This window comes from Pseudomonas aylmerensis, assembly GCF_001702265.1.
Classification (GTDB): domain Bacteria; phylum Pseudomonadota; class Gammaproteobacteria; order Pseudomonadales; family Pseudomonadaceae; genus Aquipseudomonas; species Aquipseudomonas aylmerensis.
Genome location: NZ_MAUE01000017.1, coordinates 78,476 through 92,388, shown reverse-complemented (window position 1 = coordinate 92,388; position 13,913 = coordinate 78,476). Strand labels below are relative to the sequence as shown.

Here is a 13,913-nt window from a genome sequence, read left to right as displayed (position 1 = left end):
GACTTATGTATCGACTAGTATTTATCTCATTCCCCACCGGAGACCCGACATGGCACAAATGGGCCGCCCCCGCACTTTCGACCGTGAACAGGCTGTGGAACAGGCCTTGCACCTGTTCTGGCAGCACGGCTACGACGCCACGTCTTTGGCCCAGCTCAAGGCGGGCTTGGGTGGTGGTATCTCCGCGCCGAGTTTCTATGCGGCGTTTGGCTCCAAGGAAGCATTGTTCGATGAGTGCGTGCAGCGCTACCTGGCGACCTACGCCCAGGTCACCGAATGCCTGTGGGACGAAACCCTGTTGCCGCGCAAGGCGGTGGAAAGCGCGCTGCGCCAGTCGGTGCGCATGCAGTGTGAAGACGGGCACCCCAAGGGCTGCATGGTCGCGTTGGGCGTGATGAGCGCGCCGAGCCCGGAGAATGCACGCGTGGCTAATGCGTTGACCCAGTCACGGCTGCGCACGCGGGCGGGGATCGTCGCGTGTGTGGAGCGGGCGATGCGGCTCGGCCAGTTGCCGCAGCACACTCAGCCGGCGGTAATGGCGAGCGTGTTTGACAGTTTTCTGCAGGGGGTGTCGATCTTGGCCCGGGACAACGTGCCCCATGCGACCCTCGACGCGGCGATCAGCCAGCTCATGCTGGGCTGGGATGTCGCCGCCTCTATCGCGCCGCCCTTTCATCCCGGTGCTGCATCAGAAAATCCACAAACGCGCGCACCCGGTGCGGCACATAGCGACCATGGGGATACAGCAGGGTAAACGGTCGCGAACGGCCGCCATACGCCTGCAGCACTTGCACCAGGCTGCCGTCCGCCAATTCCTGCTCGACGATGAACTTGTAGGTCTGGAACAACCCCGCACCATGCTTGGCCAGGGTCACGCCGCCGAGGACATCGTCGGAACAGCTGTACCCCGCCTCCCCCGCGAACTCGTGCGCCTTGCCGTCCACCTGGAACAACCACGGGATGCGGCGCCCATTGCTCGGCAGTTCGTACTGGATGCATTCGTGGGTAGGCAAATCTTCCAGCGTCTGTGGGGTACCGGCGCGTTGCAGGTAGGACGGCGCGGCCACCACCACCAGTTCGGCATCTTCCAGCAGGCGTGCGATCAACGACGAATCGGGTTGCGCGCGTACGCGCACGGCCAGGTCATAGCCCTCGGCGACGAAGTCGATATTGCGGTTGCTGATGTGGATATCCACCGTGACCTGCGGGTACAGCGCGCGAAACTTCGGCAGCAGCGGCAGCAGGCGATGATGGCCGTAGGTGGTCGGAATGCTGATGCGCAGCAGGCCGGAAGGCACGGACTGCGCGCCCATCACTTCCTGTTGGGCTTCCACCAGTTGGGTCAGGGCTTGGCGGCATTGTTCGAAGAACGTTCGGCCGCTGTCCGTCAGGCGAATGCTGCGGGTGGTGCGCACAAACAGCCGCGAGCCCAGGCGTTCTTCCAGGCGCGAGACGCTGCGGCTCACAGCAGCCGGGGTGACGCCGGCGACCTGCGCGGCGGCGGTGAAACTGCTGGCTTCGGCTGCCAGGCAAAACAGCTCGATACTGCCCAGCTGCAAATCTTCGAAATGACGCTTCATGAGGGAGGCTTCTGACTCAACGGCAGCGAGTAGCGGTTTGATGGATGACACGCCCTGTTTATCAGCAGTGCCAGGATAAATACAGCGTTCGGCACCGGCCACGCTTGCTTTCGCTGATGGCACACCGCTAATTTTGCGAACAATTCTTAACCGCGCACGTATCTTTCCATGTCGGCCAGCAACCGTCCCTTGAAACAGGCGGTCCATGCGCTCTACGCCGAGCACCATGGATGGCTGTTCGGCTGGCTGCGCAGCGGCCCTAATAAGACCGCTGCGGTCTTTCAGGTAGATCCGGTACTCAGGTTTTAGGGGGGCTTCGCCCCCCAACGCGGGGCAAGCCCGCTCACCACAAAAGGAAGTGTGCTCATCACAATAGGCTCGGCCTCGTACCGCGATTCAGCCCAGCCCTACCAACAACGCCTCACTCACCCCCGAGGCTCGCCCTCGAACAAAATCTCCCACGGCCTGTGTGCTTGTTTATGGCAGCAGCAATGGTTGTGGTGAGCAGTCCCACGAGTGAGCAGGTCTTTTTTTGTGGTGAACAGGCCTGTTTTTGTGGTGAGCAGGTTTGCTTTTTTGTGGTGAGCAGACCTGTTTTTTGTGGTGAGCAGGCCTGTTTTTGTGGTGAGCGGGCTTGCCCCGCGTTGGGCTGCGCAGCAGCCCCAATAAGACCGCTGCGGTCTTTCAGGTAGATCCGGTACTCAGGTTTTAGGGGGGCTTCGCCCCCCAACGCGGGGCAAGCCCGCTCACCACAAAGGAAGTGTGCTCATCACAATAAGCTCGGCCTCATACCGCGATTCAGCCCAGCTCTGCCAACAGCGCCTCACTCAACCCATGAGGCTCGCCCTCGAACAAAATCTCCCACGGCCTGCGTGCTTGTTTATGGCAGCAGCAATTGTTGTGGTGAGCAGACCCACGAGTGAGCAGGCCTGTTTTTGTGGTGAGCGGGCTTGCCCCGCGTTGGGCTGCGCAGCAGCCCCAATAAGACCGCTGCGGTTGTTCAGGTAGATCCGGTACTCAGGTTTTAGGGGGGCTTCGCCCCCCAACGCGGGGCAAGCCCGCTCACCACAAAAAAGCCCGCTTGCCACAATAGGCTCGGCCTCATACCGCGATTCAGCCCAGTTCTGCCAACAACGCCTCACTCAACGCATGAGGCTCGCCCTTGAACAGAATCTCCAGCGGCGCGCTGGTGTCCAGGTGCCGATACTGCGCGCTGCGCTCGGCGAAGTCGCCTGCCAGTCGCACAGCGGCCGCTATGTACTCTTCATGGGTCTGTGCAATGCACCACGGCGCCAGGCCGACTCGGCGAAACAGCCCTTCGTCGATATGCTCGAACACTTGCGGACCGGTCTTGCAGACGCCCGGCAGGCCGACGGTCAGCGCGTCGATGATGCCGTTGGTGTTACCGAACGGAAACGGGCTGAGGAACAGGTCGCAGCGGTTCAACGTGGCCATGTAATCGGCATAGGGCTGATGCGGGTACACCGTGGCATCGCCGACATACCGCTCGATCAGCCGCACCAGTTGCGGGAACAGCAGCCCTTGCGCCTGCCCCACCAGAAAGTGAAAACGCACGCGCTTGCCGCAGGTGTGCAACGTGCGCACGGCAATCGCCTCGCACGCGCGCAGGAAGGTCGGGTTGAGTTTCATGGTGGTGGCGGCGATGGCGACGTTGACCCACGGCGCGTCCTCGCGCGCCAGCCGTGGCAACTGCACCGGGATCGCCGAGGGCCGATACGGCTGCCCGTTCGCCGGCAGTTGCAGCAGGCGTTCGGTAAAGCACGTGGGGTCGCCGACAAAATCCGCTTCGACGCTGATCAGGTCGATATGCCGCGACGCCGTGGTCGCCGGGTGCCCGAGGGCAGCCACCTGCAGCGGCGCGAAGCGCAGGTTGCTGGCGAACAGGGTGATCTGGAACATGCCGACACTGGGCATGTAGAACACCTCGGGCCGGCGTGCACGGGCGATGGCCGAGATCTGCCGCAGGCAGGCAAACAGGTCATCCGGCTCCGACAGCTCGATAAACTCATCGAACACTGCCCGTCCGAGTTCATCCACGTTCGCCGCATACCCCAGCGCCACCACGTGGAAATCCCGCCGCGCTGCCTGCAACGTCAGCGAATGCGTGCGGTAGATCGAATGCCCGCCGGAGAACCATTCGAGCAGCACCAGCATCAGCGGTTTGTCACGCACCGGCGCGGCAGCCGGGGGCACGCTAGTGATGCCCACGCTGGCGAGCTTGCGTTCGATCAGCGTATTGATCGAGGCCTTGATGCGATGGCGCTCGGGCAAGTCGGCGTAGCTGCAGTGCATGTACACGTCGTGCAGTACGTTGAGCGGCAGCGTGTCCAGGCTGTCCAGTTGCTCCAGGCGCCCCGGCAGCCAGGCCAGCAAGGCCTCGCGCTTGGAGTGCGCGGCCGGGGTGCCGAGAAAGCGCGGCGACAGCAGCGCCATGCACAGCGCCGCCGCCAGCGTCGGGTTCTGCGCCCACAGCAGGTCCACGTCCAGCGGCAACTGGGATTCCGGCGAATACAACAGGCAGAACTTCACCAGGTCCTGCTCGGCCAGGCGGTAGTCACCATCGTCGGGCCCCAGCAGGTTCAGCGCGCGCAGGATGTGATCCGCATTGATAAAGGCACTCGCGGCAAACAGCGAGGACAGCCAGCGTTGCAGGTTGATCAACTGCCCAAAGCCCCCCGGGCTGAGGCTGAATCCGGGGTCGGAAAACAGTGCGGTGATCGCGCAGGTAATGCGCGTCAGCACGTGACTTTCCAGCTCGCCAGGACTGATTGCCGGCGACACACTGAGGGAAAACTGCTCGGAGAATTTGCCGTAGTTGCGGTCGATCAGTTGCAGCAAACGCACCAGTTCACGCGCGCCGCCTTCATGGTCGCGGGTGTAGCACAGGTATTCGAAGCCCTCCAGGGAGAACAGCGGCTCGGTCATAGCGGTCGCTCCACGTCGATCTGCACCTCATCGGCGTCCCGGCTGCGAGCGGTGAGCGGCTGGCTCCAGGTGCCGCCGACCATCTGGCTCTGGTGGTATTGGCGCGTCGGTTCGGTACGGGTCTCCAGCAGGTTGTTGTGGATCAAGCCGCCGCGACTGATCAGCACCGCGCCGTTGCCGGTGGCGGTGATCGACGCGGTGCCGTTGCCTTGGTTGAGGTAGTTGCCTGACGGCGTATCGAGGTCCAGGCGCAGGGTGCCGTCCACCACTTGCAGGGTGTTGGTGCCGTTGTCGAAGCTCAAGGCGGCGCCACTGGCACTGCGCGCGGTGACGGTAAGGTTGCCACTGCCGCCGGTCATCACGTTGTTGAAGCCGCGCGCGTTGGTGGCGTTGAACGACAGCCCCGGCCCCGCCCCTTGTGCGGTGCCTTGCAGGCGAATATCGCCGCTGCTGGAAAGCACATTGACCCCATTGCCCGCACCCGAGGCGCCGCTGCGAATGCTCAGGCCCGGTGCGCTGGAGGCCGGTCCCGAGGTGCCGCTCAAGGTCAGGTCGCCGTCCTGGGTGGTCAGGTTGATCACCGAGCCGGTGCCGGTGGAGTTGACCACCGTGCCGGAGTCACCGGCACTGCGGCCCTCGATGAAGATATCGCCGCCCGCGCCCGCGTTCAGCGTCACTACGCCGGTGGTCGAAGCCGCGAGGAACACACCTCGGCCCGAATCCGCCGCGCCCTGCACCGTCAAGGTGCCGCTGCCGACGCTCAGGGTTTGCGTCGACGTTGTCGCCGTCGAGCACACCAGCACGCCGCTGCCCGATACGGCGCTGCCGCGCAAGGTGAGGTTGCCGCTGCCGGTGGTGGCGATGGTGTTGCTGGTGCTGAAGATGCGCGTGCCATTGCCGCTGCCGAGGTTGCTGCTGTCGATGTTGATATTGCCGACACCCGAGGTCTGGAGTGTGCTGCCGCCAGTGAGCACGAAGGCATCGCCAGTGCCGGTGGTGCTGGCCTGCACGGCGGTGATACTGATATTGCCGCCACCCGCATCCAGGGTGCTGCGGCTGATATTGATCGCGGTCGCCGTGGAGCCTGCGGCCAGGCTCGACGAGGTGGCGCCGCGCAAAGTGATGTCGCCGCCGCTGGTGCTGATGCGCGTACCGTTGGTCAAGGAAATACCCACGCCATTGCTGACGTTGGTGCTGGCCCAGGACGTCGCCGGGTCGACCGCCCCACTGATGGTGAGGTTGCCGCCGTTGGTGCTGATGCTCGCGTTGCTCAGGGCCACCGAGCCGTTGCCGCTGTTGTTGAAGTTGGACACCAGCGACACATTCAGGGTCTTGCCGGTGCCATTGCTGATGCTGGTGTTGGTCATCACGATATTGCGGTGGGCCTGCAGGGTCAGCGTCGCGTTGCCCACGCCCTTGACGTTGGACAGCACGTTGATGTCCCCCGAGGTGCCGGCGCCCGATGAGGTGGTCACCAGGATATTCGCACCCTCGGACAACGACGCATTGAGCGTCGCCGAACTCAGGTTGGAACTGGCGCCGGCATTCGGCGTGAACGGAGAGCTGGTCGACGTGCCGCTGCTGGCGCCGCTGGTGATGTTGATGTTGAACGGGTCGATCAGCCACGTACCGCCCTGCCCCGACACCGCACTCAGGTCGACGATGCCGGCGATGTCCAGCGCGTGCCCGGAGGTTTCCACCAGCCCGCCACGGCCCTGGCGGCCGGCGCCGCGCACGCTGATGTCGCCGTAAAATTGAGTGTTGTCCTTGGACCACAAGATGACTTTGCCACCGTCGCCGCTGCTCAAGGCATTCGCACTGATGCGCGCGTCACTGCCCATGAAGGTGCTGTCGGCCTGGTGCAGGTTGCCGCTGCCCTGGTAATCGCCGCCCATCAACACCGTGCCGCCGCCGAGGTCGCCGTCGGCATCGATGCGGCCGCTGTCGAACAGGCCGACATACTGCCCGGTCATGGTCACGTTGCCGCCGCGCGCACCCAGCTGCTTGCCCGAGACATCGAGCACGCCGCCGTTGACCACCACGCCACTGTCGCCGCCATCGAGGATGATCCTGCCGTTGCGCTGTTGCAGGCTGCGCGCCTCGATCACGCCCTGGTTGTTCACCACATTGCTGAGCATGGCCTGGGAGTCGCGGGCGGTCATGGTCACCGCACCGCCGTTGGCGCTGAGCAGCCCGCGATTGATCACGCTGGCGCCGATGGCCGGGTCGTTGACCTCGACATTGATCAAGCCGTCGCCGGTGAAATCCAGGGTGATTTTTTCACCGCCGCCGAGCACCACCGAGCCCAGCCGCGCAACCACCGTGCCTTCGTTGCGCACCTGGCTGCCGAGCAGCGCCACGCTGCCGCCGTCCCGCGCGCGGATAGTGCCCTGGTTGACCACTGCACCGCCGCCCTGGCCGGCAAACACCTGCTTGCCGGCCATGAAATCGCTGTTGGAAATATTCAGCGAACTGGCGACCAGCCCACCGACATCCACCATGGAGCCGGCGCCAAACAGCACGCCCTGGGGGTTGATCAAGAACACCTGGCCGTTGGCATTCAGGTGGCCGAGGATCTGCGAGCCGTCGCTGCCGGTCACCCGATTGAGCGCCACTGACGACGCGCCAGGCTGGAGGAAATTGACCTGGGCGTTCTTGCCGATATTGAACGTGTCCCACGTGGCGATCAGGCGGTCGCTGCCCTGGTTCACCGTGAGGACATTGCCGTTGCTGGTGATGGTGCCGCTGCCTGCGACCACCTGGCCGTTGGTGGGCAAGGCATTGTTGTCCAGGGCCAGCGCAGGCATCGGCACCAGGCCGTACAAGGCGCAGAGCACGGCAAAACTCAGGGGCTTGAGTACAGGCAGTGCGGTGTGACGGTGTTGTTTGCTCATGGCCTGCTCCTCAGAACGAATAGTTGATGCCAGTGCCGATGGCGCTGATGGTGGTGCCCGCGCCCGGCGAGTAACCGCTGGCCGCGTAGACCCCGGTCAGGGCGAAGTTGTAGTTGGCCAGGGAGTTGTTTTTCAGCAGCACGTACTGGCTGAACACATCGATGTTCTTGGTCAGCTTGTAGTTGGCGCCGATGGCGTACTGGGTGGCGCCCATGCCATGGGTGTCGCAGTCGACGGCGGTGGCGCGGATCATTTCGCACTTGCCGGCCAGCGCCTTGCCGTAGCTGGCCTTCAGGCGCCAGGCGCCGATCTTGTGTGACACGCCGAGCAGGTAGGCACGGCGCCGGTACTCGGAGAGATCGCTGGAGGTGGTGCTGTTATTGATCACGCCGTCTTCGGAGTACGACAGGTCATCGGCAATCGCCGACACCGTGGTGTTGCCGAAGGTATAGGCCAGGCCGTAGCGGAAGCTGAAGTCATCCGAGGAGGTACCGTCGGTGACATGCGTGCTGCTGCCCACGCCCCGCGCGTTGCGGCTCAGGTTGGTGATGCCGAAGTAGTTGATGTGCCGTTCGGCCGCCACCACGGCGGTGAAGCCCCGGTAGTTCCAGACCAGGCTGCTGCCGTAGATGTAGCCCTTGTCGACGTCGCTGGCGGCGCTCATGCCGTTGTTCGAGTAGGCCAGCTTGAGCTGCAGGCCGTTCCACTCCGGTGTCCAGTACTGCACCACGCCGGCCTGGCGCCGGTTGAACGCAGCGTCGCCATTCACCGAGGTGTCGTTGTAGCTTTGCGGGCCGTTGACGTTGGTGGACAAGCCGGCGCTGAAGCCCGGCGAGCCGATGATGTTGAAGTACGCGGCGCTGGTCTTGCCGTTGAACGGGTCGAGGCTGGTGGTGGCTTCTTTCATCGGCATGTCCCACACGCCGTAGAGCAAGGTGCCGTAGTCGCCGTTATTGAAGGCCGCGCCGGTGTTGCGCAACTTGGTGCTGGGCGACGCGGATTTCACCACCGAATCATCGTTGCTCTCGGTGTAGTTCATCGAGATGCCGTATTCGAGCTGCCACAGCAGCTTCCAGTCTTCACTCAGGCCGTAGCCGCCGTGCACACCGATGGCCGACACGTTGTCGCGGGCGCGCCAGAAGCTCGCCATGTTGCGCCCGTTGGGCGTGGCCAGGCGGCTTTGGTCGTTCGGCCCGGCCGAGGTCGCGCCACGCCGGTCGACGTATTCGGGGACGATGCCGATGCTGCCGTAGAACACCGTGTCGGTCTCGGCCACCTCGAAGTCTTCGCCCTTGGAGCCGATGTCGCTGGCCAAGCCGGCAAACGCCTGCGGCGAACCGGAGATCGAGAACCACAGGCGCTTGGCCGCGCGGTCGTCGCTGGTGGGGTCTTCACCCGGCGAAAACGCCAGGCTGGCGTTCATCACCAGGTCGCGGTGATAGAGGTTCAGGCCCACGCCATAGCCGTAGCGCGTGAGGGTATTTTCGCTGTTGTCCCACGGGTTCTTGTTGACCGTGACCTTGCCCGCATCGGCAAACAGCGTGCCCTCGGCAATCGCCCCGGACACACGCCCCAAGTATTTGCGTAGCTCCAGGCGGCCCAGCAGCCCTTCGTCGCCCGCCACTTCTCCGACCGGGTACGCGCGCACGCCGTTGGGGCCACCGAGGCTGAGTTTTTCCGAAGAATCGAGGTTCTTGTCGGCCCACTGGCCGGTCAACGAACCGAACAAGGAGTAGCCGTTGCCCAGGTACTGCAGGCGGCTGAAATTCGCATTGGCCTTCTTGTAGCGCCCAGCGGCATTGGCGGTGAGCGCATCCAGCGCGGCGTCGGCTGGGGTGTTTTTATCCAGGTCGCCAATGCCATACGCCAGGCTCCAGGCATTGTTGCCCTGCCAGTCATCGCGCCAGTTGCCGTACAGCGTGGCGCTGCGAAACACCGCGGATTTGTTCACGGTAAACCCGCCGGCCGAGTCTTCGAAACGCCGGTGATCCTCGGCCAGGTTTAAGCTGATGTTGCTGTCGCGCGAGCGCAGCAGCGCGCTGTTGATAAACACCGAGGACACCTCGGCGGTGCCGTCCGCGTCCAGGCCCTTGAGGTTCTTGCCGATGCTGTATTCCAGCTCGGCGTAGTTGGCGCCCACCGAGATCCCGGTAGCACCGAGCGGCTGCTGGTAGCCGACGCCCTTGATGTCCAGGCCTTCGAAGGAGTTCTGCGAGGTGACGGTAAAACTGTCGCCAATCCCCAGTGCATCATTGAGGCTGACGCTCGACGTGAGGCGGTTGGTGCCGGTGTAGTAGTTGCCGTAGTTGTCGATGGCGGCGCGGGCGGTCCAGGCGGTCATTTCGCTGAGCTTGAGCACGATGTCGGCCGCGCCCGGCTGTTGCGAGGGACGCAAGATGCCGTGCACCGACACTCCGGTGATGTCGGACAGGCGCAGCAGCACGCGCTCCAGGTCCTGCTCGCGGATGATCGTGCCGGTCGGCAATGCGTTGACGAACTGCTGCTGCACACCGGGGCGCAGGCGCACATTCGCGTCCGGCAAGGCGCTGACCTGGCCGATCACTCCTTCGGAAACGCCCACGATGACCTGGCCGTCCTGGATGTCCTGGGCCGGCAGATACGCCCGCGCCACCAGGTAACCCCGCGCCCGGTACAGCGCGGTGACTTGCGCCGCGGCTTCGCGCAGGCCGTCGAGGCCGAGGGTCTTGCCCACATAGGGTTGCAGCACGGCCTGCAACTGGGCATCGCTGAGTTCGCGATTGCCGTTCACCACGAAGCGCTTGACCTGCAGCTGCAAGGTCGAGGCGCTGGCTGTGGGCGCCGGCTCATCGCGCTGGCTTTCGATGTGCACACTGCCGGGCGCTGCCGGCTGGGCGTTGTCCGTGGGACGCAGCACCGAGCGGCTGTTATCGAACAGGGTGCCGGACGATGGCAGCGTATCGGCCTGGGCATGGGCGGCGATCAGGGCAGCGGCCAGCAGCGACAACGCGCCAGGCCCCCAGGCGCGGGGCGCCCGGGTATTCGGGAGAGGTTGGCTCATACAATGCTCTTATTGTTTTTATCGAGACGCGGCGTCAGGCAGCAGCGTTGAACTCAGGGAAACAGCATCCGCGCGACGGCTTTGTCACCCAGCAGGCGTGCCGCGTTGTGGCCGATCCCCGGGATCGTGTGCTGGGGGTGGCGCAAGGGAATCTGCCATTGGCTGGCCAGGAACTGCTCGTAGCTCACGTAGTTCAACTGGCGATCCAGCCGTGTCGCGCCCTGGAAGCTGGCCCCGCAGGAGCTGTCCAGCACACGGCTGGTAGGGTTGTTGTCCTGGGCGCCGACCAGATAGGTGATGTCGCGCGCGGCATAGCGGGCAAACACCTGGCGGCTGGTCAGTTGCTGCTTGAGCAGGTACGCCGGCGCGCCGTCGAGGCCATAGCGGTAGCGGCTGTAGCTGGGGCACATGATGGTCACGACCGGCTTGAACGCGCCGTCCTGCAAGCGACTGTCTTCGAAATACACGTAGCTCGACGGGCTGGCGACCACGTAGCGAATGCTCAGGCCACGGGCCTTGAGGCCGCCGTCGAGGTCATTCATCACCGCGTAGCGCTGCATCAACTGCGCGCCCGCCGAGTGGCTGACCATCACGATTTCCTTGAGCGCAGGATAACGCTGGCGATCGGACAAATAGGCGGCCAGATCGTCCAGCACCTGGAACGCCGGGATGCCCTTGTGGCCGTATTGCGATTCGATGCCGTGCATCCACTTGTCGCGTGGCCACAGCGGCATGTCATCGCTGATGCCCGAGTCGGTCGGCGTGAGGAAATTCGGCGCCAGCAGCAGCGTGCTGGTGTTCTGCAGGCGCGCATTGCCGAGCAGCTTGCGGCCGGTCTTGAAGTACTCGTCGCCGTCACGCTGCACGCCATGCAGGATCACCACCGCGCGTTCGATGGAACTGGGCGGGTTGTACAGGTCGGCGTTGGCGTAGACCAGGAACGGGTAGGCATTGCCGTCATGGCCCAGGCGCAGCACCTGGCGCGCATCGGCCTCGGGCTTGTCGACGCTTTCGGTGTGCACATCGACCTTGGCGCAGCTGGTCAGCGTGCCCATCAGGGCCAGGGTGCCCAGCAGGGTGGTGAAGGGTTTCATGGAGGTGGACAGGCGTATGAACATGACCGGGCACTTCTCTTGTTTTTTTACGAGCCTATCAGTGCCGTCCACCTATGAAAAATATCTAAATAACGGGGTTTGGATACTTTAAAAATATGACAGTCACTCGCTCACCGGCACCGGCTCGGCGATGGTCAGCAGCACCAGGAAGCTGGCGAACGAGCCGATGGCCATGAACAGGAACACTTGGGACCAGCCATAACTGTCGAGCAGCAAACCCACCAGGAACGGTGCTGCCGCGCCGCCCAACTGCCCGCCCATGTTGACGATGGAGCTGGCAATCGGGAAGGTCTTCTTGGTCGCCAGGCCCATCGGGTAAACCATGTAGGAGGAGTAGCCGATGCTGATCAGCGTGCCGGTGAGGAACAACAGCGCGGCATACAGCGTGGGGTCATTCGGTGAATTGATCAGGGCGTACATGGTGCCGACCGTGGCCAGCGCCGAGAGCATCATCCCCGGCTTGCGCCGCTTGCCCAGCACGCGGTCGGACAGGATCCCGCCGAGCAGGTTGCCGCAAATGGCGCCCACCCACGGCGCGGCCGAGACAAAGCCCATGTGCATGATCGAGAACTGCTTGACCGTCATCAGGTAGGTGGGAATCCACGACAACAGCACCATGGTGATGCCCACCTGGAAGCTGTAGCTCAGCGCGCAACCGACCACGTTCCAGGAGCGAAACAGGCCACGACTGGTGGCGATCGGCGCCACCGGCCGGACCCGGATAAACGTATCCAGGCGCTTGAAGTGGCGCTGGGCGCCTGCGGTTTTCTGGGTGATGACGTTGTTGCTTTCATCGGTGATATACGCCAGCTCGCCGGCGTTGACGAAACGGCTTTGCGCGGGCTGGTTGGCCACCAGGAAATACCAGGCGATGGACAGCAAAATCCCCGGTATGGCGAAGATGTAGAAAATTTCGCGCCAGCCCCACATCGCCACGATCGCCACGCACAACGGCGGCACGATCACCGGGCCGAACTTGACCGCCGCAAGGAAGATACCGGTGGCCGTGCCCTTCTCTTTCGCCGGGAACCACTGGTTGATCGTCGAGGCGATGCCAATCGGCAGCGGACCTTCGGCAACGCCGAGGGCAAAGCGATAGATCTTCAGCGCCAGCACCGAATTGACCGTGCCCATCAGCGCAGTGAACACCGACGTGGCAATCATCGAAAACGAGAAAATCTTGCGCACCCCGAAGCGGCTGGAGGCAAAGCCAGAGGGAATCTGCGCCAGGGCGTAGGCCAGCAGAAACACACTCAGCAGCGCCCCGGCCTCGGCGTTGGTCATGGGGTATTCCTCGCGGATAAACGGCAAGGCCACGCCGAGGTTGGCGCGGTCGGCCGACGCCACGGTGTACACGAGGAAAAACAGCCCAGCGACGATCCAGCGAAAACGCGACGGTTTTTCAGTGGTGGAGTCCTGAATACTCATACGGAATACCTGATTTTATTATTGGAATGTGCCGTGTGTGCCGAATCCGGGGTGCAGGCTCCCGCTGAGGCGTGTTGAAAGCCTCACGTCAGGTGTTTCTTCGGGTCCTGGTGAATCTCAGGCAGGAGTCATTGCCCGGTCTCGTGGCGCCGACTCTAACGCATATTGTTTTAGTTTTGTATTTTTTTATCGACGAACGGGCGACTCGTTGCGGCGTGCCATAAAGCGCAGGTAGGCCATGCGAATATGGGTCTGCATGGCGTGCCGGGCCAGTTCGCCGTCGTTCTGCTCGATGGCGTAGGTGATGTCCAGGTGCTGCTGCAGGCTGCGCTCCAGGTCCGCCGGACGGTAGAGGAAAAACGAGCGGGTGATCACCGGCATGTCGATCAGCGTGGCGAGCATCGACTTGAGCCGTTGCGAGCGCGCGATCTCCAGCACCTGGCCATGAAACGCCCGATTGGCTTCCTGCACACGCAGGGTCACATCCGCACCTTTGCCGGCGATGGCAGCTGCCATCTGCTCGTTGATACGCTGCAACTCGGCCACGTCCTGTGGCGTCGCACGCTGGGCCGCGAGCATTGCCGCATGGGGCTCGAGCAGCTCGCGAAAGCTGAACATCTCTTCCAGATCCCATTGGGTCCAGCCGGCCACGAACACACCACGATTGGCCTCGATCACGGCCAGCCCGTCGTCCACCAGCTTCTTCAGCGACGCGCGCACCGGCGTGCGGCTCAGGCCGAACTCCTTGCCCAGCGGTTCTTCCTTGAGCTGCGTGCCGGGCTCGTACTGGCCGGCAATGATGCGGTTGCGCAAGGTCTCGTAGATGAGATCGTTGGCCATTTTTCCCTTCTGATCATTTGAATTTCAGCGGTTCTACCGTGGACGCCCCTGCCATGCAAGCAGTCGATTT

The 13,913-nt window shown here is 63.5% G+C and carries 8 protein-coding genes; 1 reads left to right on the top strand and 7 read right to left on the bottom strand.

Annotated elements, in window-relative coordinates:
- Positions 1 to 49: 49 nt before the first annotated feature.
- Positions 50 to 754, top strand: coding sequence for a TetR/AcrR family transcriptional regulator (locus BBG20_RS31805; RefSeq protein ID WP_083221395.1), 705 nt, complete (start codon positions 50 to 52; stop codon positions 752 to 754).
- Here BBG20_RS31805 and BBG20_RS13760 read toward each other — a convergent pair.
- The 7 genes from BBG20_RS13760 to BBG20_RS13730 form a co-directional block, all read right to left on the bottom strand.
- On the bottom strand, positions 657 to 1,580 hold the full coding sequence (locus BBG20_RS13760; protein WP_065904366.1) for a LysR family transcriptional regulator: 924 nt from the start codon (positions 1,578 to 1,580) through the stop codon (positions 657 to 659). The genes BBG20_RS31805 and BBG20_RS13760 overlap by 98 nt on opposite strands.
- Positions 1,581 to 2,693: 1,113 nt before the next feature.
- Positions 2,694 to 4,526, bottom strand: a complete 1,833-nt coding sequence (locus tag BBG20_RS13755) for a peptide transporter (RefSeq protein ID WP_065904364.1) — start codon at positions 4,524 to 4,526, stop codon at positions 2,694 to 2,696.
- Positions 4,523 to 7,420, bottom strand: coding sequence for a two-partner secretion domain-containing protein (locus BBG20_RS13750; RefSeq protein WP_065904362.1), 2,898 nt, complete (start codon positions 7,418 to 7,420; stop codon positions 4,523 to 4,525). The genes BBG20_RS13755 and BBG20_RS13750 overlap by 4 nt, the downstream gene beginning before the upstream one ends.
- 10 nt (positions 7,421 to 7,430) lie before the next feature.
- The gene (locus BBG20_RS13745; RefSeq protein WP_065904360.1) at positions 7,431 to 10,460 is read right to left on the bottom strand and encodes a porin; all 3,030 of its coding nucleotides are present in this window, start codon (positions 10,458 to 10,460) and stop codon (positions 7,431 to 7,433) included.
- A gap of 53 nt (positions 10,461 to 10,513) precedes the next feature.
- Entirely contained in the window at positions 10,514 to 11,578 is a 1,065-nt protein-coding gene (locus tag BBG20_RS13740; protein ID WP_065904357.1) for a hypothetical protein, read from the bottom strand.
- A 99-nt stretch (positions 11,579 to 11,677) separates the two neighbouring features.
- Positions 11,678 to 13,003, bottom strand: coding sequence for an MFS transporter (locus BBG20_RS13735; protein WP_065904356.1), 1,326 nt, complete (start codon positions 13,001 to 13,003; stop codon positions 11,678 to 11,680).
- 186 nt (positions 13,004 to 13,189) lie between these two features.
- The gene (locus BBG20_RS13730) at positions 13,190 to 13,843 is read right to left on the bottom strand and encodes a GntR family transcriptional regulator (RefSeq protein WP_065904355.1); all 654 of its coding nucleotides are present in this window, start codon (positions 13,841 to 13,843) and stop codon (positions 13,190 to 13,192) included.
- Positions 13,844 to 13,913 lie beyond the last annotated feature (70 nt).